Annotated in this window: 12 protein-coding genes; 3 read left to right on the forward strand and 9 right to left on the reverse strand. The window is 46.1% G+C overall.

The annotated features are described in order from the left end of the window. Positions 1–19: 19 nt before the first annotated feature. The 3 genes from AAE02nite_RS23915 to AAE02nite_RS23925 form a co-directional block, all read right to left on the reverse strand. Positions 20–6,544: a PKD-like domain-containing protein gene (locus tag AAE02nite_RS23915; protein ID WP_146904516.1), complete on the reverse strand. Its 6,525-nt coding sequence runs from the start codon at positions 6,542–6,544 to the stop codon at positions 20–22. A 589-nt stretch (positions 6,545–7,133) separates the two neighbouring features. Continuing rightward, on the reverse strand, positions 7,134–8,330 hold the full coding sequence (locus AAE02nite_RS23920; protein ID WP_146904519.1) for a ribonuclease D: 1,197 nt from the start codon (positions 8,328–8,330) through the stop codon (positions 7,134–7,136). A gap of 440 nt (positions 8,331–8,770) precedes the next feature. Further along, positions 8,771–9,454 (reverse strand): arylesterase, encoded by a 684-nt coding sequence (locus AAE02nite_RS23925; protein ID WP_146904523.1) that lies wholly within the window; start codon positions 9,452–9,454, stop codon positions 8,771–8,773. Positions 9,455–9,622: 168 nt separating this feature from the next. On the opposite strand from AAE02nite_RS23925, the gene AAE02nite_RS23930 reads away from it, so the two are divergent. Together AAE02nite_RS23930 and AAE02nite_RS23935 are read left to right on the forward strand one after the other, a co-directional pair. Next, positions 9,623–10,336, forward strand: coding sequence for an ABC transporter ATP-binding protein (locus AAE02nite_RS23930; protein WP_146904526.1), 714 nt, complete (start codon positions 9,623–9,625; stop codon positions 10,334–10,336). 126 nt (positions 10,337–10,462) lie between these two features. Next, positions 10,463–13,024 carry an ABC transporter permease gene (locus AAE02nite_RS23935; RefSeq protein ID WP_246151236.1) on the forward strand — a complete coding sequence of 854 codons (2,562 nt, stop codon included), beginning with the start codon at positions 10,463–10,465 and terminating at the stop codon, positions 13,022–13,024. Positions 13,025–13,156: 132 nt separating this feature from the next. Here the strand turns inward: AAE02nite_RS23935 and AAE02nite_RS23940 are convergent, their stop codons facing one another. From AAE02nite_RS23940 to ilvD, 6 genes are all read right to left on the reverse strand, one after another. Then, positions 13,157–13,522: a response regulator gene (locus AAE02nite_RS23940; RefSeq protein ID WP_146904529.1), complete on the reverse strand. Its 366-nt coding sequence runs from the start codon at positions 13,520–13,522 to the stop codon at positions 13,157–13,159. 719 nt (positions 13,523–14,241) lie between these two features. Next, positions 14,242–15,516, reverse strand: coding sequence for a threonine ammonia-lyase IlvA (gene ilvA, locus AAE02nite_RS23945; protein WP_146904531.1), 1,275 nt, complete (start codon positions 15,514–15,516; stop codon positions 14,242–14,244). Between the two features lie 95 nt (positions 15,517–15,611). After that, entirely contained in the window at positions 15,612–16,658 is a 1,047-nt protein-coding gene (gene ilvC, locus AAE02nite_RS23950) for a ketol-acid reductoisomerase (RefSeq protein WP_146904533.1), read from the reverse strand. A 131-nt stretch (positions 16,659–16,789) separates the two neighbouring features. Further along, positions 16,790–17,350, reverse strand: a complete 561-nt coding sequence (gene ilvN, locus AAE02nite_RS23955; RefSeq protein WP_146904536.1) for an acetolactate synthase small subunit — start codon at positions 17,348–17,350, stop codon at positions 16,790–16,792. A gap of 149 nt (positions 17,351–17,499) precedes the next feature. Continuing rightward, positions 17,500–19,239 carry a biosynthetic-type acetolactate synthase large subunit gene (gene ilvB, locus AAE02nite_RS23960; RefSeq protein ID WP_146904539.1) on the reverse strand — a complete coding sequence of 580 codons (1,740 nt, stop codon included), beginning with the start codon at positions 19,237–19,239 and terminating at the stop codon, positions 17,500–17,502. Between the two features lie 102 nt (positions 19,240–19,341). After that, entirely contained in the window at positions 19,342–21,045 is a 1,704-nt protein-coding gene (gene ilvD, locus AAE02nite_RS23965; protein ID WP_146904542.1) for a dihydroxy-acid dehydratase, read from the reverse strand. A 515-nt stretch (positions 21,046–21,560) separates the two neighbouring features. On the opposite strand from ilvD, the gene thrA reads away from it, so the two are divergent. Further along, positions 21,561–24,005, forward strand: a complete 2,445-nt coding sequence (thrA, locus tag AAE02nite_RS23970; protein ID WP_146904545.1) for a bifunctional aspartate kinase/homoserine dehydrogenase I — start codon at positions 21,561–21,563, stop codon at positions 24,003–24,005. Positions 24,006–24,093: the final 88 nt, after the last annotated feature.

Genomic DNA, 24,093 nt, shown 5'->3' on the forward strand with positions numbered 1-24,093 from the left:
TTTCTTAATACCAAACATCTTAGCGCATAATCATTACATAGCCTTTGTAAGTTTTGTAGTTGCCGTCGCATTCCTTCACGTTTAACACATAAAAGTAAGTGCCGGCACTCAGGCCACCGCCGTCCCAATTGTTCTGGTAGCTTTTGCCCCGATACACCTCGTTACCCCAGCGGTTAATAATAACCAGGTCATTATCCGGGAAATTCAGGATATTCGGTATCTCCCACTTGTCGTTGGTGCCATCGCCGTTCGGCGAAAACACATTGGCGATGGTCAGGTTCGATTTGGCCCGGCTCGGGTCGGCTTCTAACGTTACCGGTTCGCTGGTGCAACTGGCCGTTACAGAAGAAACTTTAATAATGCCTTTGCCGCTGTTTTCCGGGGCCGTAACGGTAATATTGTTTGTTCCCTGGCCGCTGGTAACCGTCCAGCCGGTGGGCACTTCCCAGGTATAACCGGTAGCACCGCTTACGGCTGCCACAGAGTAAGATAAGCCGGTACAAGAACTGCTTTCCTCTTTTATTTCGCCAAGGGCCTGCGGTGCCGGATTTACCTTTACGGCGAGGGTACTCGGGAAACTGGTGGCGCAGGAACTGCTCGCCGTAACTGAAATATTGCCGGTGGTGCTGCCGGCCGTAACCGTAATGGTATTGGTGTTCTGGCCACTGACTATTACCCAACCCGCTGGTACCTCCCAGGCGTAATTAAGGGCGCCGGGCACTGGTTCGATGGCATAAATTAAATTTTTGGTGCCGTCACAAACCACCGGTTCGCCGGTTACCACCCCTACTTCTACCGCCGGGGTTTGGCTCGGATTTACACTAATACTGCTGGCCTGGCTTTCGCCGCAACCGTTTACCGCTTTTACCGAAACACTGCCGGCTTTTGACCCGGCAACAACCGTAATACTGGTGGTTCCCTGTCCGGCCGTAATAATCCAGTCAGCAGGCACAACCCAGTTGTAAGCAGTAGCAGTTTCTATTGCCTCAATGGTATAAGTAATATTCTCCTGGCCAATGCAAGCCAATACCTGGCTGGTCCGGATGCGACCGGGGGCCGGTGAGGGTGTAGTAGCCGAGGTAACCGCTACGGTACTGGCCTTACTGTTACCGCAATCGTTGGTTGCCGATACCGAAATATCGCCGGATACTTTACCAGCGGTTACGGTAATGGTAGTAGTGCCTTGTCCGGCCGTTATTTGCCAGTCGGCCGGAACCGTCCAGGTGTAAGCAGTAGCACCCGGCACAGCAGCAATTTTATACTGGCTGCCGGTAGTACCCGCACATTGGTTCAGAATACCCGAAATGGCTAAAGGCTGGTCGGGTGCATTGGTAATAGCTACTGCCAGAGCCTGCGCCGTGCTGGCACCGCAACCATTACCGGCCGCTACCTTTACGCTACCGGAAACTGTACCGGTTTTTACTTTAACCGCCGTAGTTCCCTGACCCGAAATAATCGTCCAGCCGGTTGGTACGGTCCAGGTATAAGTAGTAGCTCCGTTTACAGCACCTATCGAATATTCTACCTCATGCTGATTTGCACAAACTTGCGTGGTTCCTTTTATAGCCAAGGGTATGGGTGGCGCCGAGCCGGTAACCGCTACTGGTAAAATACTAGCTGTACTGAAACCACAACCGTTTTCGGCAATAACCGAGATGGTGCCGGGGCTGCTGCTGGCTGTTACGGTAATGGCAGAAGTACCTTGCCCGCCGGTAATTGCCCAACCCGCTGGTACCGACCATATATAATTTGAAGCATTTTCAACGGATTGAATCGCATACGTCAGGTCAGCTACACCCGCGCACACGCTGCCGCTGCCCGAGATAATGCCTGGTAACCCCGGTACCCCAGTAGCCGACCCAACATTAATACTGGCCGCTACGCTGGTACCGCAATCATTAACGGCAGCCACCGTGATGGCGCCTTTACCGGCACCGGCGGTAACCGTAATAGCTGTTGTTCCTGCACCGGCCGTAATCGTCCAGTCGGCTGGCACCGTCCAGATATAAGAAGTAGCGCCTGGTACCGGAGCAATCCGGAAAGTATTACCGGTACTGGTGGCGCAAGGGGCAATACTACCCAGAATAGCCACGGGTACGGTTGGCAACGAGCCGGGGGTTACCGCTAAAGCTGCTGCCGGACTAGCCCCGCAATTATTAAAAGCAATCAGCGAAACGGTACCGGCAGTGCTGCCTGCCGTAACGGTAATGCTGTTGGTTCCCTGGCCGGCGGTAATATTCCAGCCGCTCGGCACCGACCAGTTGTAAGTAGTAGCACCGGCTACCGGCAATACTGAGTAAGTAACATTGGTTTGACCCGCACAAATCGCGAGGCTGCTGCTAGAAATAACACCTGGGTTGGCCGGGGCATTGCTGGTAGGCGCTACATTAATTTCGCGCGGAGTACTGGTGCCACAACTGTTAGTGGTACTTACCGAAATAATCCCAGCCGTATTACCGGCGCTTACTACAATGGCATTCGTACCTTGGCCCGCGGTAATATTCCAGCCCGTTGGCACCGTCCAGTTATAGCTGGTAGCTCCGGCCACCGGCAGCACCGAATAGGTAATACCAGTTTGGCCGGCACATAAATTAGTATTACCCGTTATGGCACCAGGTGTAACTGGCGCTATGGCACTTACACTTACTGCCTGTATTTTAGCAGAACTGCTGCCGCAATTGTTTTTTGCTGTTACTGAAATATCACCTGGCTGGGTACCGGCCATTACCGTTATACTGGTTGTTCCCTGACCGGATACAATATTCCAGCCGACCGGCACCGTCCAGACATAAGCATTAGCATTGGCCACGGCGGCAATGGAATAAGTTAGGTTATTTTGTCCGGCACAAGGAATAAAAGTACCTGTTATAGCAATAGGCGCTATGGGCACACTTAATACCGGCGTTACGTTTAGTTCGCTGGCTGCGCTGGTACCGCAGCCGTTTACGGCGGCTACCGTAACTTTGCCGGACGTTTCACCGGCTGTTACTGATATGGCCGTTGTGCCCTGACCACTGTTAATAATCCAGCCGGCGGGTACCGTCCAGGCATAACTGGTGGCCCGGTTTACCGCGGCAACCGAGTAGGTAATATTGGTTTCGCCGGAGCAAGGCTGTAACTGACTGGCGGTAATAGCCCCGGGAGCCGGTGAGGGAGCCGTGGAGGCAACCACCGGCAATGCTTTGGCAGAACCAGGTCCGCAATTATTTGTTGCGGCTACAGTAATTTCACCGGGAATGCTGCCGGTAGTTACGGTAATACTGGCAGTACCCTGGCCACCAATAATTGACCAGCCGGTCGGGACGGTCCAGGCATAACCAGTAGCACCCGCTACCGGATTTACCGAGTAGGTTACATTGGTTTCGCTTACGCAAGGATTTTCTTTACCAATAATGCTAAGCGGCTCAGCAGGCACGGTAGTACTAGGCGTAACGGCTAAAGTAGCAGCAATACCCGCCCCACAGCCATTTATGGCAGCTACTGCAATATTGCCGGAAGTAGCACCCGCGGTAACAGTAATCGTAATGGTTCCCTGCCCGGCCGTAATCGACCAGCCGGCCGGTACGGTCCAGGCGTAACTGGTAGCACCCGCTACGGCTGCAATGGAATAAGTTAAGCTGCTCTGGCTGGCGCAAGGCTGTTTGGTTGTTCCGGTTATTTCGCCGGGTATTTCGGGTTTGTTGGTGGGGCTTACCGCTAAACTTTTGGTGGTACTGGGGCCGCAATCGCTGAACACAGTTACCGTAACATTGCCAGGGTTATTGCCAGCAGTAACCGTAATATTAGTAGTACCCTGGCCACTGTTAATTGTCCAGCCGGCGGGTACCGTCCAGGTATAACTGGTGGCACCCGGCACGGCTTCCACACTGTAACTATTACCGGTGCTGGCTGCACAAGGTGCTGTTGCACCTGTAATATTGCCTGGCATTGTATTCGTAATAGGGTTTACCGGCAGATTAGTTGCCGTACTAATGCCGCAACCATTAGCGGCTGTAACGGCAATAGTACCGGCATTACTACCAGTAGTTACCGTAATGGTGTTGGTACCTTGTCCGTTGGTAATCGTCCAGCCGGTAGGTACCGTCCAGTTATAAGCATTTACACCACTAATGGCCGTAACCGAATAAGTTGCACTTACCCCAATACAAGGTCCGGAATTACCAGTAATGGCGGCGGGTTGTGCCGGCGGTGCGGTTGAAGCAATTACGGCATACGTGCGGGGCTGCGTGCTGCCACAGCCATTTACAGCGGCTACCGCAATATTGCCGGAAGTAACACCCGCCGTAACAGTAATCGTAGTGGTTCCCTGCCCGGCGGTAATGGTCCAGCCAGCCGGTACGGTCCAGGCGTAACTGGTAGCACCCGCTACGGCTGCAATAGAATAAGTTAAGCTGCTCTGGCTAGCGCAAGGTTGTTTGGTTGTTCCGGTTATTTCGCCGGGTATTTCGGGTTTGTTGGTGGGGCTTACCGCAAAATTTTTGGTGGCACTAGGCCCGCAATCATTGAAAGCGGTTACTGTAACATTACCAGCATTACTTCCCGCGGTAACTTTAATTCTGGTAGTTCCCTGTCCTTCCGTAATGGTCCAGCCATTGGGCACCGTCCAAGTATAGCTGGTGGCACCCGGTATGGCTTCCACACTGTAACTATTACCGGTGCTGGAAACGCACGGTGCTGTTATGCCGGTAATATCACCCGGCGCCGTGTTCGTGATGGATCTAACTGCCAGATTTGCCGCTGTACTAATGCCGCAACCGTTAGCCGCTGTAACAGCCACATTTCCCGGGTTATTGCCGGCTATTACCGTAATGGTGTTGGTGCCTTGTCCACCGGTAATGGTCCAGCCGGTGGGTACGGTCCAACTATAAGAGTTTACACCGCTCACGGCCGTAACCGAATAAGTAGTACTTACCCCAATACAAGGTCCGGAATTACCGGTAATCGCAGCGGGTTGCGCCGGTGGTGTAGTAGAAACAGAAACGGCATACGTACGGGGCTGGCTACTGCCACAACCATTTACGGCGGCTACCGAAATATTACCGGAAGTAGTGCCCGCTGTAGCGGTAATCGTGGTGGTTCCCTGGCCGGCGGTAATGGTCCAACCAGCCGGTACGGTCCAGGTATAGGAGGCAGCATCTGCAACGGGCGCAATTGAATACGTAAAGCCTGACTGATTGGCACAAACATTAGCCGTAGCCGGGTTGGCCGTTATGGGGCCTGGCATAGGAGGCAATAATTTAGAAGCTTGTATATCTTTCCGGCTAGCGGTACTTACCGCACAAACATTTTCGGCGGTAACCGAAATTTGACCGCCACTGCTGCCAGCGGTAACGGTAATAGATGCCGTATTTTGCCCGCTGGTAATCGTCCAGCCGGTTGGTACCGTCCAGTTATAAGAACGGGCCCCAGCTATAGGGGTAATGCTGTAAGTATTGCCGGTACTATTAACGCAAACCGAAACCGGTCCGGCAATATTGCCGGGATCGGAAGGCGCCACGCAAACTTTAATAGTAGCACTGTTATTTTCAATTATTTCGTCAAACCCATCGCCGGCAATAGTAGCGCTGTTCACGATAAAATCTGAAGGGCTGGTATTAATGCGGGTAACAATGGTGAGTGTTTCGGTAACTCCAACGGGTAAATTATTAATAACCCAAAGTGAGGTTGCCGGATCGTAAGCGGTGCCGCTGGTGGTACTGGAACTAATATAAGTTAAACCGGCCGGTAAAACATCATTCACCCGCACATTGGTTCGGTCCAGCGGCCCCAGGTTACGGGCCGTAATAGTAAAGGTAATATTTTCGCCAACCGAGTATAACTCGGGAAACTTAACACCCGGACTCTTGCTCTTGGTAACGGCCAAATCTGTAGGAATGGTAATAATATTATTAACCAGGTTTACATTGCCGGACCGGGACAGTAAACGGCCCTGAATGGTAGCACCGGTTTCCATGTTAATGGTTTGATTGGCCATAATGGTACCCCGGAAGAAACTACCGGCGCCAATGGTAACACTGCCATTTACCTGCCAGAAAATATTGCCAATCCGTGGCTTAGCCAATTCCAGTAGGTCGATGGTAGCACTGTTCGAAGCCAGCAGATTGCCATCCACCTGAAAAATAAATATCGCATCGGGGTTGCCGTCGTTGTCCAGGCTCAGGGTACCGGTTAAAGCGGCATTACCATTAAATTTATAAACGCCCGGCTTCAAAGTTTTTCCGCCCAGGTTTTGTCCAGTCAGGTTTTGGGTAGCGGCTTGGGTAGCTGCCGTATTGTAAGCAATGGTCAAATCGGTTTGGGCTGTAATGGCGGTACTGTTGCCCAGATGGGTACCCCCGCGAATGGTGCCCGGCGGGAAACCGGTTAAGCTGTTAGCCGGTGCCACGCCTAGGTTACCATCTACCTCTGTATTACCGGCGTTGGTTACCCCGGTTCCGGCCAGCACCGTAAAACGGGCAGCCGACCCGAGCGCAGGCCGCACCTGCGCCATTCCGGCCATTGCTATAAAAGAAGAAAGTATCAGACAGAGTATAATTTTTTTCATCCAATACAATTTAAAGTAAATTTATACCAAAAACTTTCACGCCTAGAGCTACTTTAATTAAGTACAATTCTCATCGAAGCCAAATATCCGAAATAAAAATTATATTTACCAAGGCCTGCACAACAAAATATACAACTTCAACGTAAGGGTATATTTTTTTACATTTAAATCTAATATATACCCCATAAAGCATTCTGGCACACATAAAGGGGTATATTTAATCTAACTATTTTGCAATAACCCGCGATTATTTATATATAAATTAAACTATGTATTTAGGAATAATTTAATTTATAAAATAAAATATCGGTACAGTACACAAAATAATTCAATAACTATAACCAGGTAAAGTTCAATAAAAATAACTTATAAGCCGAACAAGAAAGGCCAAATCAAACCCGGTTAAAAGTTACTTATATTATATTTTGTAAAGAGAAAGGTGTTTAGGAATTATAAATTAGCTGGTACCGCTGCCCTTGCGGCGTGTTTTCACCAGCAAGTGGCATAGCTGAAGCATTGAGATTGGCGATGATAACACCACCCTTGATGCCAAAAATTGCTTAAACTATATTTGAAAAAGAGCTATAAATTATTCTGGTTGAGAACCGGAGAGATTGGCAGAATTACCAGATAAAACTTCTTCGCCTAAAAACGGCTGAATAAGCGGAGTTAATAACTGTAGGGCATATTTTTTCTTGATTTCCAGGGGCTTACCTTCGGCGTAATCATTAACCAAACCCTGCGGAAAAACAAGACTGGCGGCAAATTCGCCATATTCTTCAATAACTTTAAGCCGAATTGGCTGCAGGCGGCTTTTACGGCGCTCGGCTTCTTCGCGGGTAACGAGGTAATCCGGACGACGGGGACGCGGCGGCCTTTCCATTGGTATATTTAAATCGCGGGCTTCTTCCTGGGCCTCCTGGAAAGCTTTCTGAAATAGTTTGTAATGGGCATGGTCTTTAATGCGCCCCATCAGGCCTTTGGTGTTTTGCCAATCTCGGTAATCGGTGAGCGGCTCTAGCACCAGGTTCACCAGTACTTCGTTCGGAATAACCGAGCCGGACGGTTTGTTTAATTTTATGGCCAGGCTCTCACGGAAATCATAAAGGTGTTTTAGAATATATAATTCAAAATAAGTCAGGCGATCGGCGCCGCGCAATTTCAGATAGCGGTCGGTTTGACCTTTCTGTTCTATTCCTTCCAGCAAACGGCATTCTTCCCATACCCAGTCCAGGCGGTTCAGTAACTCCACCTGCGAGAGCAAACGGTCTTTCAGGGCGTGTAAATACACCACATCGGCAGCGGCATAATTTAATTGCTCTTCAAAAAGCGGCCTAATATTCCAGTTGCTTACCTGGTACGATTTATCTATCTCAATATTAAACAATGCGGCCATCATGTTGGCAAAAGAAGTGCGCCCGTAATTCAGAACTTTAGAAGCAATTTCGGTATCCAAAATATTGCGAGGCTGGCAACCCAATTTTTTTAGCAGCAAAATATCATTGCTGGCGCTATGGAATATTTTTAACACCGCCGGATCTTGGATAATTCTCCAGAGCGGTTTTAAACTGGTTATACCAAAAGGATCAATTAAAAAGCAGGTATCTAAATCGGCTACCTGAATCAGGCAAAGCGTCAGGCCGTAGGTGTAGCGGTTATCGTCAAATTCCAAATCAAAAGCCAGAGTCGGGGCTTTTTCTAATTTCACTATGGCCTCTTGGAAAGCAGCATCATCAGAAATATATTTTACCTCGTACCCATTCAACGGAATTATTGCATCAGCCATGTACTATTCGCTTATTTTATCAAAATTAAATAATCTGCTTTACATTAATAGTATACAAGCTAACAAACCATTATTTCCTTTGTTTTAGTCCGGATTTAATTTGGCTAATTAAATATATTTAAGAGCATGTTTAAAATTTGTTCTTTGGGCTGCAAAGGCTTGCTATTGGAACCTGACTTCGCCTATTTTTCGGGACGTAGCGCTGCTATGCCCCTCAAAATGAGTCTCGCCAGAACGTAATTCCTATCCTTTTCGCTCTCAAAAACAAAATTTAAACAAGCTCTAAATAGAATAATGCTTCGCCGAATCAGGAATTAAAATCATCATCAATCCGAATTACAATATTTTATCTGATGGATATGTTTTCTGAAAAAATACTGGAGCAATAGCTTGGCTTAATCTGCTGGTCAGTTCATATAAATTTCTATGGAGATCAACTTCTATAATACTTCTTCAAGCACTTCCCAAACGTTTTTGGCCAGTATGCGGTGGCCCTTTTCGGTCGGATGAATGCCGTCGCCCTGGTTTAGCTCACGCATCCCGCCTACCCCTTCGAGCAGGAAAGGCACAAAAGCCATATTATTTTTTTCTGCTATCTGCCGGAATATTAACCTAAACTCCGCCGCGTACTTGCCTCCCATATTGGGCGGAATTTCCATACCGGCCAGCACCAGTTTTACATCCGGATATTTGGCTTTTACTTTATCCACGATAATCTGCAAATTACGGGCTGTTTCGGTAACCGGTATGCCGCGCAAACCGTCGTTCGCCCCCAGTTCCAGCACAAATACATCTATTTTTTGGCGCAACAGCCAATCTATCCGGTTTTTGCCGCCAGCGGTAGTTTCGCCGCTCAGTCCCGCATTTATAACTTTATAGAGCAAATTTAACGAATCTATTTTCTGCTGAATTAATGCCGGAAAGGCTTCGGACGGATCTAAGCCATAACCGGCGGTCAGGCTGTTGCCGAAGAACAAAATGGTCTTCATTTCTGCTATTTTATTTTCTTCCACTATTTTTTCTGCAGCTGTTGTAGTTTCCTGCGCTTGATTTTTACTATCGGAATTACAGCCAGCCAGCACCAGTACGGAAAACAGCCACGCGTATATAATATTTTTAAGCATAAAATTTATTTTACCTGATTATTATAAAACCAGCGTTTATTTAAACAAGGTAGCGGGGTTAAGGGTTTAGATATTAAAATAATTTTCGTACTTAAGAGTTTATTATAGTAATAAAACAACATCCGGGAGGCAATATATTCAAAAGCGCCTTCATAACCCAAAAGCAAAGTGGCGACAATATTAGATATCCGGAACCTGGGCAAAACCTACCGGAGCGGCGGCAAAGAACTGGCCGTATTAACCGATATAAATTTTTCGATTGAAGAAGGCGCGGCCGTTTCTATTGTAGGGCCATCGGGCAGCGGCAAAACTACTTTATTAGGCCTTTGTGCCGGCTTGGATCGGGCGTCTTCCGGTTCGGTAGAACTAAATAACATCCGGCTCGATGACCTCAGCGAAGACCAGCGGGCTCAGGTGCGCAACCGGTACGTGGGTTTTATTTTCCAGAATTTTCAGCTATTACCTACGCTTACGGCCCTCGAAAATGTAATGGTACCGTTAGAACTACGCGGCGAGAAAAATATTAAAAACCAGGCCTTGGACTTACTCGATAAAGTTGGCTTGGCGCACCGGCACCACCATTACCCGGCCCAACTTTCGGGCGGCGAGCAGCAACGGGTATCGCTGGCACGGGCTTTCTCTAACCGACCCAAAATATTATTTGCCGATGAACCTACCGGTAACCTGGATGCCGAAACCAGCGACAAAGTAGAGAAATTATTATTTGATCTGAACCAGGATGCCGGCACTACCTTGGTATTGGTAACCCACAACCTTGATTTAGCAGCCAAGACCCAACGCATTATCCGGATTAAAGGCGGCCACATTGCTTCCGACGAATTGGTTAACAGTGATCAGTTGGCAGGGAACAGTTATCAGTGATCAGGAAACAGTAATCAGTTAACAGTAAACAGGAAAGAGTTAGTTAGCTCCAGGAACATCTATCAATTAGAAATTAACCACCAGAGATTCTCGAATAACGAACTACGAGGAACGAATAACGAAACCATGGACATTGACCGGACTATTTTTAAGACACCTTTAAACTTGCCCTGGCTGCTAAAAATGGCTTGGCGCGATAGCCGGCGAAACCGTTCGCGCTTGTTTTTATTTGTGTCGTCTATTATTCTGGGTATTGCGGCCTTGGTGGCCATTTATTCGTTTGGCTACAACCTGCGCGACGATATAGATAATCAGGCTAAAACTTTACTTGGAGCCGATTTGGTTATTTCGAGCAACCAGGTTCCAGCCCCGGCTTTGCAAAAAATGATTGATTCGTTAGGCACTACTCGCTCGCAGGAACGGAGTTTTGCTTCGATGATTTATTTCATTAAAAATCAGGGTACCCGTTTGGTACAGGTTAAAGCGTTAGCGGGCGCTTATCCGTATTACGGGGCTCTCGAAACCACCCCCACCAGTGCTAACCAGAATTTCCGGAACAGCCGGAAAGCCCTGGTAGATAAAACCTTGATGTTGCAGTTTAATGCCCACGTGGGCGATTCTATCAGAATAGGAAATTTATCTTTTGCCATTGCCGGCATATTAAACAAAGCGCCGGGCCAAACTGGCCTTACGAGTACCGTGGCGCCGGCTGTTTATATTCCGCTGCAATATTTAGAGCAAACCGGCTTGGTGCAAAAAGGCAGCCGCGTTAACTACCGGTATTATTATAAGTTTGACGAAGGCGTTGATGCTGAAAAACTATCCAAAGCCATAGAACCTCGCCTGGATAAAGAAGGCCTTAACCAAGATACCATTGCCTCTACTAAAGAAAATACCGGCCGTTCCTTCGCTGATTTAACCCGCTTTTTAACTTTAGTAGCTTTTATTGCTTTGCTGTTGGGCTGTATTGGTGTGGCCAGTGCCATTCATATTTACATGCGCGAAAAAGTAGCCAGCATAGCCGTTTTACGCTGCCTGGGCATTAAGGCCAAACAAGCTTTCCTGATTTATTTAATCCAGATTGTGGGCATCGGCTTATTAGGTTCGCTCATTGGGGCGGCTTTGGGCACCCTGGTGCAAAGGGCTCTACCCGCCGTACTCGGCGATTTTCTACCCATTGAAATTACCATGGCTACTTCGTGGGCCGCCATTGGACAAGGCGTTGCTTTAGGGGTAATTATTTCTTTGCTTTTTGCCTTGTTGCCTTTGGTTTCGGTCCGGAATATTTCACCGCTGAACACGCTGCGGCTTTCTTTAGAAGAAGTAAATTTTCGCCGCGATCCGCTGCAATGGCTGGTGTACGGCCTCATTATTTTGTTTGTCTTAAGCTTTAGCTTGCTGCAAATGGAAAACTGGCGCCAGGCGGTATATTTTACCGGTGGCGTATTATTGGGTTTTGCGGTACTTACCGCCGTAGCCTACGGTTTAATGTGGCTGATGCGCCGGTCTATTCCCAATTCCTGGGGCTATCTGTGGCGGCAGGGTTTTGCTAATTTATACCGGCCCAATAATCAAACTTTAATTTTATTGGTCTCTATCGGCTTAGGCACCGCTTTTATTTCTACGCTTTATTTTGTGCAGGGCATCTTGATAGATAGGGTTAGTTTATCGGCGAGCGGCAACCAGCCTAACATGGTTTTGTTTGATATTCAGACGAACCAACGCGATCAGGTAGCCAAAATGGCCCAACAAAACAACTTACCTTTGCTACAGCAGGTGCCCATTGTAACCATGCGCCTGGAAGAAATAAATGGCCGCACCGGCGTAGAAATAAAAGCAGACAGCACCGCTGAAATAAGGCCTTGGGTTTTCAATCGGGAATACCGGGTTACTTACCGTGATACACTAGTAGATTCAGAAAAAATTATCGAAGGTAAATGGCGTGGCACGGTTAACTCACCCAACGACACCATCTATATTTCGGTAGCCGAAAATTACGCTGATAATTTGAATGCTAAAATTGGTGACAGACTACTGTTTAATGTGCAGGGAGCCTTAATACCCACAGTTATAGGCAGTTTCCGGAAAGTAGATTGGAACCGGGTGCAAACCAATTTCCTGGTGGTTTTCCCGAAAGGTGTTTTGGAAGAAGCACCACAATTTCACGTGCTGGTAACCCGCGTACCATCCAACCAGGTCTCAGCCCGTTTTCAGCAGGCGTTGGTACGCACCTTTCCCAATGTTTCGGTAATTGACCTGGCACTTATTTTAGCTACGCTCGATGAAATATTAGGTAAAATCGCCTTTGTTATTAAGTTTATGGCCGCTTTCTGCATCAGCACGGGTTTGGTCGTACTTATTGCTTCGGTGCTCATCAGCAAGTACCAGCGTATTCAGGAAAGCGTACTCCTGCGTACCTTAGGCGCCAACCGGCGGCAAATCCTGACCATAACCGCGCTGGAATATTTCTTCTTGGGTGCCTTAGCTGCTGCTACCGGCATTTTATTATCGGTGGCTGCTAGTTGGGCCTTAGCCAGGTTCAGCTTTGAAGCGCCTTTTAACCCGTCTTTAGGACCACCACTGGCTGTATTTGCCATTGTTTCTTTACTTACAGTAGCCATTGGCTTGTTAAACAGCCGCAGCGTATTAATTAAATCGCCGCTGGAAATTCTGCGCACCGAAGTATAAACTAAAACTGCTAAAAAATTTGAAGCTTTTATCTAGCTCCAATTTGCAAACCATAACCCAAATTAACTGGCAGGCATATTAGCTTGTGCCTGTTTAATATTACCAATTAATTTAGGATTGCAGCTTAGCTTATTATAAAAACAAGGTGTTTATTTCGGATAAAAGTTCATTAGAATTGAATGGCTTAGACATGTATGAGTTTGCCCCCAGCAACATACATTTTGCAGCTTCGCTTAAATCGGATTTACAGGAAACAACTATAATAGGAATATTGCTTTTGGCACCCATTTTAGAACGAATATAGGTAGTGGTTTCATACCCATTCATTATTGGCATTTCTATATCCATTAGTACCAAATCATATTCGTTCTGAATTAATTTATTTATTGCTGCTTGTCCATCTTCGGCAATATCTAAGTCAAACCCAAAATCAGTTGTAACTTTTGCTACCAAACTCTGGTTAAATTTATCGTCCTCTGCCAACAGAATTTTAAACATATTCCTTTAATCGTTATTAGTTGTTTTAACTGGTTTAAAGGTAAATATTAAATTTTAACTATATGCAATTTTATTAAAAAATTACAATAACTACTTTGTTAAGGATTATAAATACATTTTTTACTTTTTCAATACCGAATCATTACATTTAATAACAGCTTATACAATTTGTACAAATAATAAATCTAACATAGTTATCATTATACGCTTATACAGCTTTAATCAAGCATATTTTATTATTTTATTGTAGAAGCTATATATACTTATTGATATTTTAAATCATAACACAATTATTTACCAATATAACATTTTCCATTTTATAGACATTAATTCTAGTTTTTGAAATTTACACACATTAACATATTTACATTATACTAAGACTTACTAAATAATTCCAGAGGGTGTAGTTGAATAACAACTAACTGAAAATGGCGGGTTAAACTAATACCGTGTAAAGCAATTAGCGGCTATACCAGAACCTACTAGTTTTAGTACATCAATAATGCAGACAGCATAATCCTTAAACTTTTCGGGTGGACACTTCTATAGCCATAAAGAATATTGTCTCTATTAATTTAAAATAACAAAAAAGCCCAACGTTTAAAATTAACGCTGGGCTAATAGAATATTATTAATTATTCTAATCTTTTATGGAGACCAAAGCTGGCAGTTAAAAAGCGCTAGCCAGCTAGCCAAATCTAAAATTTTAGATTCGGTACTTAAATAATAAAGTGATAAAACTCTGGGCGGTCGTTAATGTATTCGCAATTAAAGTTACGATCGGCCATTCGCTTTACCAATGCTTGGAAATCGTCGCGGTTTTTTAGTTCTATGCCTACCAAGGCCGGGCCTTTTTCGCGGCTGTTTTTCTTGGTGTACTCAAAATGGGTTATATCGTCGGTAGGTCCCAAAATATCGTTTACGAACTCCTTTAAGGCACCGGCGCGTTGCGGGAAGTTTACGATAAAATAATGCTTCAGGCCTTCGTACAGCAACGAGCGCTCTTTAATTTCTTCGGTACGCGTAATATCGTTGTTGCCGCCGCTTACCACGCACACCACGTTTTTGCCTTTTATTTCGTCTTTAAAGAAGTCTAAAGCCGCAATAGATAAAGCACCAGCCGGTTCGGCCACAATGGCTTCTTCGTTGTAAAGCTGCAAAATGGTGGTACAGATTTTACCTTCGGGTATGGTTAGCATATCGTCCAGGTTTTCGCGGCAAATTTGGAAGGTTAAATCCCCTACCGATTTTACCGCCGCTCCATCTACAAACTTATCGATCTGGTCGAGGGTTACTTTCTGGCCGGCTTCCAGCGATTTTTTCATGGAAGGCGCACCAGCCGGCTCCACCCCCACAACTTTGGTTTCAGGGCTCATCGCTTTAAAATAAGTAGAAACGCCGGCAGCCAGACCGCCACCGCCAACTGGTACAATTAGTAAATCTACCGGCCCTTTCATGTCTTCCAGAATCTCTACGCCCACAGTGCCTTGCCCTTCAATTCCTTTGGGGTTATCGAAAGGATGAATGAACGCCATTTGATGCTGCTCTGAGAACTTAAGCGCTTCGTAATAACAATCATCAAAAGTATCGCCCACCAGTACTACCTCAGCGTGTTCGCGGCCAAATAATTGTACTTGTTTAATTTTTTGGTTGGGTGTGGTGATTGGCATAAAAATATGCCCCTTAATACCCATATAGTGGCACGAATAAGCTACGCCCTGGGCATGATTACCGGCACTGGCACAGACTACACCATTTTGTAACTGGTCCGCAGTCAGGCTTTTCATTATATTATAGGCACCGCGTAATTTATAAGAACGTACTACCTGTAAATCTTCCCGCTTCAGGTAAATATTTGCTTCGTACCGCTCCGATAAATTCATACTCCGGATAAGTGGCGTACGCACCACTACTTCCTTTAATCTTTCTTCGGCAGCTTGTATGCCCGCTACACTTACTTTATCTTTTACAGCTGCCTGCACTACTTCTGACATTTGATTATCTTTTTAAATAAACTAAAAGACCACCGCAACAGAATAGGGTTTCATTCTTCTGTTACTGTGGCCTCATAGCTTTAAACTTTATATTATTAGTTATTCTGCGGACGCAGTTTACGCACTTGCGCACCTGCCTGCCACATTTCTGAGTCGCGCAATTCTTTTAACTCCGCATCCAGTTTCTCGCGGTAATCTGGCTGGCTATTAGTATCGATAGAGCGCTGAGCTTCTTCGCCGGTAGCTACGCTTTCGTACAGTTCTTCGAACACAGGCGCTACCGCATCGCGGAATTTGTTTTTCCAGTCTAAGGCACCGCGCTGCGCAGTGGTAGAGCAGTTGGCGTACATCCAGTCCATACCGTTTTCGGCAACTAATAGAATTAAGCTCTCGGTTAATTCTTCTACGGTTTCATTGAAAGACTCAGATGGCGAGTGACCTTTTTTGCGCAGCAGGTTGTATTGCGCTTCCAGGATACCCGCTAAAGCACCCATTAAAGTACCACGCTCACCGGTTAAGTCAGAATAAACTTCTTTTTTGAAATCAGTTTCGAATAAATAACCAGAACCAACACCAATACCTAAGGCAACCGCTTTTTCACGAGCATTACCAGAAGCATCCTGATAAATGGCAAAGCTGGAGTTCAGACCTTTTCCTTCCAGGAACATGCGGCGTAAGCTGGTACCAGAACCTTTAGGCGCTACTAAAATAACATCTACATCTTTAGACGGCACAATACCGGTACGGTCGCTGAAAGTAACACCGAAACCATGTGAAAAGTAAAGGGTTTTACCTGGTTTCAGGGCTTTCTGTACCATTGGCCAAGCTGCAATTTGTCCGGCATCAGAAAGTAAGAACTGCAGAATAGTACCGCGTTCGCAAGCTTCTTCCAGCTCGAACAAAGTTTCACCTTCTACCCAGCCATCCTTCAGGGCTTTTTCCCAGGTTTTAGAATCTTTACGCTGGCCAACAATTACGTTAAAACCGTTGTCGCGTAGGTTTAATGCCTGGCCAGGACCTTGCACGCCGTAACCTAATACTGCGATTGTTTCGTTTTTCAGTACTTCCCGGGCTTTGTCAAGTGGGAATTCTTCACGGGTTACTACGTTTTCTTCTGTTCCGCCGAAGTTAATTTTTGCCATTGTTTTACTTTTTATTTATTAGTGATTTTTCCTTAGTTTTTGTTTTCCCGGCTACCGTTTACTTTCCAGTAATATTCAGATCTAACCTTGCTTAATATTGTAACGGTAACAGCATTGCAGTAATCTGTTTACTACAAGTGTGCTTCTGCTTGTTCTCTTAAATAGGTGCTGAGATCTTTCATGTGCTTGGTAATAGCTACCCGGCCGGAACGCGAGAACTGCAGAATACCAAAGGGCTTTAGCTGCTCAAATAAAGCTTTTGTTTCTTCCAGGTGGCCCGTTTTCTCAATAATAATATATTGCGGGTCTACCGTTAAAATACGAGCGTAGCTATCGCGCACTATTTTTTCTACCTCGTGGCCACTGATCAGCGAAGTCATCGGTATTTTATACAGGGCCATTTCCTGAAATACGGTTTCGTCTTCGGGGTAAAAAGAAGCGCGCAGGACATCTACCTGTTTGGAGATCTGCTTCACCAGCTTTTCAACCTGCTCGTAACGCGCCCGGATTATAATGGTATAACGGTAAACACCCGGCACCTCCGATTCAGAGGCCGTTAAGCTTTCGATATTTATATGTCGCCGGGTAAAAATAATGACTATCCGGTTCAGCAGACCTACTTTGTTTTCCGTAAAGGCAAATATGGTATAATTTCTTTCTTCTGAATCGGAATAATTGGGCGCTGTATCCATTGCTGTTATATTTCTGGCTGTTGCCGGGGTTGGGTTAAAGGTTTAGTATTAAAGGTTACAAGTTTTAGCTACCTGTAACCCTTAACTTTTAGCTTCTAACAAACCGGCTGTTTGTGCTTATTTATTATTTATAATATTAAAGGTACTTATTAATCTAACCGGATATTAGCTACTGAATCGCCGGCCGGTACCATCGGGAACACGTTCTCTTCTTTCTCCACTACTACTTCCAGTAAGTAAGGACCATCGTGCTCTAACATTTCTTTAATTTGTCCTTGCAAATATTCGCGTTCGGTTACTTTGCTGCCGGCAATGCCGTAAGCTTTGGCAATTCCCACAAAATCAGGGTTAACCATTTCGGTAAACGAGTAGCGTTTCTGGTGGAAAAGCTGCTGCCATTGGCGTACCATTCCTAAGAAGTTGTTGTTCAGAATTACAATCTTAACCCCAATCTGGTACTGGAAAATACAACCCAATTCCTGGATCGTCATCTGGAACCCGCCGTCGCCGATAACCGCAATTACCTGACGGTCGGGAGCACCAACTTTGGCCCCCATGGCAGCCGGTAAACAAAAGCCCATCGTACCCAAGCCACCCGAGGTAATATTGCTGCGGGTTTCTTTAAAGTTATAGTAACGCATCCCCACCATCTGGTGCTGCCCTACGTCGGTTACCAAAACGGCTTTCCCTTCGGTTAACTCCGAAATTATCCGCACGGCTTCACCCATCTGCAAGCCGGGTGTGCTCGGGTACAGTTGTTCCCGAATGACTTTATCGAACTCTATTTTATAAGCATCGAAAAAGCTTTGTACCCATTCTTTATGCTCCCGCTGTTCTACCAGCGGCAACAAGGCTTGCAACGCTTCTTTGGCATCGGCGTTTACCGCTACATCAACCCGTACGTTTTTGTTTATTTCGGCCGGATCAATTTCAATATGAATAATTTTGGCCTGCTTGGCATAACGTTTTAGATCGCCGGTTACGCGGTCGTCGAAACGCATACCAATGGCAATCAGCACATCGCACTCGTTTGTTTTCAGGTTAGGGCCGTAATTGCCGTGCATACCCAACATGCCCACGTTCAAAGGATGTTCGGTCTCCAGTCCTGATAACCCCAATATGGTCCAGGCAGCCGGTAAGCCCGCTTTCTCGATAAAAGCTTTAAAGTCTTCTTCGGCATGGCTTAACAGAACGCCTTGTCCCCAGATAACAAATGGCTTTTTGGCCTGGTTAATCAATTCGGCGGCCGCTTCTACTTCGGCTAACTTTAACTTAGGTACCGGAATGTAGCTGGTAATTTTTTTCCACTTTTTATAGTTAAACTCAAAAGTGGCATTCTGCGCATCCTTGGTAATATCTATCAGTACCGGACCAGGCCGGCCGGAAGTGGCAATGTAAAATGCTTTGGCAATCGCTTCCGGAATTTCTTCGGCGCGGGTAACCTGATAACTCCATTTGGTAACCGGCATGGTTACCCCTAGTACATCGGTTTCCTGGAAAGCATCGGTACCCAACAAGTGCGAAAATACCTGCCCGGTAATACAAACCATCGGGGTAGAATCTATCTGGGCATCGGCAATACCGGTAATTAAATTAGTAGCACCCGGGCCCGAAGTGGCAAAACAAACACCGGGTTTGCCGGTAATGCGGGCATAACCCTGCGCCGCGTGCGCCCCACCCTGCTCGTGCCGGACCAGATAATGCTTTAGTTGTTCGGAGAAATCATAGAGTGCATCGTAGATGGGCATGATAGCGCCACCCGGGTATCCAAAAATAGTATCGACCCCTTCTTCCAGCAACGACAGTAACACACCTTGCGCGCCGGTAACGAGCATCTTTTTGGGCTCGGTTTTCGGTTCCTTTTCCTTAATTTCTACTGCTACACTCATGACTTTTAACCTTAAGTTTATTTAATCAACCATCTTACAAAGATAATTATTCCATCCCGAAGAATTATTTTTTTACTTATTTCTGATTATCAGCGAAGTAAATTATCTATCGGTAACACAACCTTCCGATGCCGATGACACCGTTTTGGCATATTTATATAATATACCGGAAGTTTTGCGCAAAGGCCGCTCCTGCCAGGCAGCCCGGCGGCGAACGATTTCCTCCTCACTCAGTTCTACTTCTAACCGGTTATTAACTGCATCAATGGTAATTTTATCGCCATCCTGCAGCAAACCAATCATGCCGCCCACGTGCGCTTCCGGCGTAATATGACCCACCACAAAGCCGTGCGTACCACCCGAGAACCGGCCATCGGTAATTAAAGCTACTGATTTACCTAACCCAGCACCCATAATTAAAGAAGTAGGTTTCAGCATTTCGGGCATACCGGGTCCGCCTTTCGGGCCTTCGTACCGGATTACCAAAACATCGCCTTCTTTTACTTTACCAGCTAGAATACCGTCGTTGGCTTCAAACTCCCCGTCAAACACCACAGCCGTACCGGTAAATATTTCGCCTTCTTTACCCGTGATTTTAGCCACGCCGCCTTGCTCCGCTAAGTTGCCGTAGAGAATGCGAATATGTCCGGTTTCTTTTATTGGTTTATCTAAAGGCATAATTACATCTTGCCCTTCGGCCATATCCGGCACGTTTTCCAGGTTCTCGGCTATGGTTTTACCGGTAACGGTTAAGCAATCGCCGTGCAGTAAACCAGCTTTCCATAACATTTTCATCACGGCCGGAATACCGCCAATTTTGTGTACCTGCTCCATGTGGTATTTACCACTCGGCTTCATATCGGCCAGCAAAGGCGTTTTATCGCTGATGCGCTGGAAATCATCGATGGTAATATCTACGCCAGCGGTTCGGGCAATAGCCAGCAGGTGCAGTACGGCATTGGTAGAACCACCTAAAACCGTAACCACTACCATGGCGTTTTCGAAAGCCTTTTTGGTTAAAATATCCAGCGGTTTAATGTCTTTCTCCAGCAACTGCCGAATAGCAATACCTGCCTGCACGCATTCTTCGCTTTTTTCGGTGCTGATTGCCGGGTTAGAAGAAGTATAAGGCAAAGCAATGCCTAATGCTTCGGCGGCGGAAGCCATGGTGTTGGCGGTGTACATACCACCGCACGCGCCGGCACCCGGACACGCATGTTCAATTACGCCTTTGAAATCTTCCGGCGAAATAGTACCGGCATATTTTTCGCCGAGCGCTTCAAACGCCGAAACAATATCTAATCTTTTATCAGTGAATTTACCGGCGGCATCGCAGTAATTACCCGAAGCAATGGTACCACCATAAACCATGATGGCCGGGCGGTTTAAACGGGCAAAACTAATAAGCGCACCCGGCATATTTTTATCGCAGCCTACTACGGCAATTACGCCATCGTAGCTCTGGGCATTTACCACGGTTTCAATAGAATCCGCAATAATATCCCGCGAAGGCAAAGAATAACGCATACCCGGCGTTCCCATCGAAATGCCATCGCTTACCCCAATCGTATGAAATATTAAACCCAATACATCGTCGGTACTGTTAACGCCCTTTTTAACCAGTTTGGCTAAGTCGTTCAGGTGCATGTTACAAGGGTTACCGTCGAAACCGGTACTTACAATACCCACCTGGGCTTTTTGCAAATCGGCATCGTTTAAGCCAATGGCGTGCAGCATGGCCTGAGCGGCCGGATTGGTTTCTTCCTGGGTAACCAGGTAGCTGTATCGGTTTAGTTTTGTACTCATGGTTTTAATTAGGGTATTAAAAATTTATTTAACACTAATGCTATTTCGGTACCGGCACAGTTAAAAAAAAGCGCCACTCTTTCGGGAATGGCGCTTATCTTCTATTTAAAAACAAAATCACACCATTAACCGCTTAGCGTCGATAATGACGCTAAAAATAATCTGGCTTAGGATGACGTGACGAAAGTTCATTATTTTCTCTGTTCGGTAAATGTTTATTTTGGGCCGCTAAGTAATTAATAATTCAGAACAAAACAAAATATAAATTTTAATTTCCGTACTATTTTTTCATATTGGCACCCACAAAACCTAATCAGAAGGCAATTAGATTAAATAATTTCAAAATATTTAATACAAGTTAACCTTTCTGAGGCAATATTTAAAATTTTCCAATCGGGCTTTTGCCACCTTTTTTTGAGCCTGGCCAGCAGCAGAAAATTTTATACTTATTAAACTAATATTTAGAAAGTTAATTTCGATTACCCAATTTTGTAACGTACAAATTAATACAACGCATGGTAGTTCTTAAGTTTGGCGGTTCTTCGGTCAGTACTCCTGAAAATATTTTAAAAGTGCTGGACATTGTCCGATCGCATGCTTCTATTAAACAACTGGCAGTGGTTGTTTCGGCATTTGGCGGCCTTACCGACCATTTACTGCACACGAGCCGGCTGGCTGAGCGCGGCGACGATAGCTTTAAACAGGAGTTAGTTAAAATTGAAGACCGGCACCTGGCCGCTATTAAAGATCTGATTCATGCCAAACGCCAAAGCTCTATTGTAGCCAACGTTAAGTTTATTCTGAACGAACTGGAAGACATTATGCAAGGTGTTTTCCTGGTAAAAGAGCTCAGCCCCAAAACTTTAGACTTTATTTTGAGTTTTGGCGAGCGCTTGTCGTCGTATATTATAGCCGAGGCTTTCAAAGAAAATGGCTTACCCGCGGCGGCCGTAGATTATCGCAACTTTATTATTACCGATAGTAATTTTGGCAACGCCCGCGTAAACTTTGAATTAACGAACCAGAATATTCAAAAATATTTTGCCGGCAACGAAAACCTGCTGGTAATACCGGGCTTCGTGGGTACCACCGAACACGGCACTACTACCACATTGGGTCGCGGCGGCTCCGATTATACCGCCGCCATTATTGCTGCGGCTATTGAGGCTTCAGGCCTGGAAATCTGGACTGATGTAAGTGGCATGATGACCGCTGACCCGCGCCGGGTTAAAAATGCGATTCCCATTGAGGAAATGTCTTATGAAGAGGCGCTGGAGCTTTCGTATTTCGGGGCTAAAATTATTTATCCACCCACGATTCAACCAGCTCTGAGCCGCCATATTCCGATTAGGCTGAAAAACACGTTTGCGCCGGAGGCCTTTGGTACGCTTATTACCCATAGTCCGCGGCCAAGCGAAGCGCCGGTAAAAGGTATTTCTTCTATCGAGCAAATTTCGTTGCTTACCATTTCGGGTAGCGGCATGGTGGGTGCTTCGGGCGTGGCCATGCGTTTCTTTGGGGCGCTGGGCCGTAAAGGCGTTAACGTTATTTTAATTACTCAAGCTTCTTCGGAGCACTCTATTAGTATAGGTATTAACCAGAAAGATGCTACCCGGGCGCAACAAACCGTGGAAGAAGAATTCCGATTGGAAATGCAAGCCGGTATTGTAGATAAGGTGCAGATAGAAAACAACCTGGCGATTGTAGCACTGGTGGGCTCCAACATGAGAAATACGCCGGGTATAGCGGGTAAACTTTTCAGTGCTTTAGGCCGCAACGGCATTAATATTAGTGCCATTGCACAGGGCACCTCGGAGCTGAATATCTCGTGCGTTATCCAGAAAAAAGACGAAGAAAAAGCACTTAATACCCTACACGAGTCGTTCTTCTTGTCGGAAACTAAAACCCTGCATTTGTTTGTGGTGGGCACCGGAACTGTAGGCGCAACTTTAATGGATCAAATTAGTGGTCAGGCGGCTAACTTATACAAAGGGCACAATATTGCTCTGAAATTAATTGGGTTATCTAATTCTAAAACTGCTATTTTCAACGAAGCCGGTATTCCGCTGGACTCCTGCAAAGAAGCATTGCAAAATTCAACGCAGCCTTCTAACATTGAGACCTTTGTTGACAAAATTCTGGAGTTAAACCTGCCGAACGCCATTTTTGTGGATTGCACGGCCAGCGCCGAAGTAGCCTCGGTTTATAATACCTTGCTCGACAAAAGCATTTCGGTAGTAACACCGAACAAAATAGCCGCCTCGGGTAATTACCATACTTATAAAGAATTAAAAACGCTAGCTGCCAAACGGGGCGTTAAATTTTTGTTCGAAACCAACGTAGGCGCCGGCTTGCCCATTATCAGCACGCTTAACGATTTAATCCGCAGCGGCGATACCGTGCTGAAGATTGAAGGTATTTTTTCGGGCACCATGAACTACCTGTTTAATACCGTTAGTGCCGATAAGAAATTAAGCACTGTGGTACAGGAAGCCATGGATCTGGGTTACGCCGAACCAGATCCGCGCATCGATTTAAGTGGCAAGGACGTGGCCCGCAAAATATTAATCTTGGCCCGCGAAACCGGCGAAAACCTGGAACTGGAAGATGTAGCTATTAAGCCATTTTTACCGGCTAACTGCTTACAAGACGGACCAATGGATGAATTCTGGCAAAATCTGCGGGATTACGAAAATACCTTTGAAACCCAACGCGCCGAACTAGAAAACCAAGGCAAAGGCTATCGCTTGATTGCAGCCTGGGAAGAAGGCAAAGCCCGCGTAGAGTTAAGGGAAATAGAAAAAGGTCATCCGTTTTATTCGGTATCGGGCTCCGACAATATTATTCTGTTTACGACCGAGCGTTATAAAGTGCAGCCGCTAATTGTGAAAGGCTCCGGCGCTGGGGCTGAAGTAACGGCTGCTGGGGTATTTGCCGATATTATCCGGATTGCCAGTTAATTATCCAACCACCCCCTTCCCCGCCTTAGCTAAGGCGGGGAGCCGGGCTAACGGGTAGTAAGCTACAAGTCGTGGTTGTAAAAGAATT

Origin of the sequence: Adhaeribacter aerolatus, from assembly GCF_007991635.1 — a bacterium.
GTDB lineage: Bacteria > Bacteroidota > Bacteroidia > Cytophagales > Hymenobacteraceae > Adhaeribacter > Adhaeribacter aerolatus.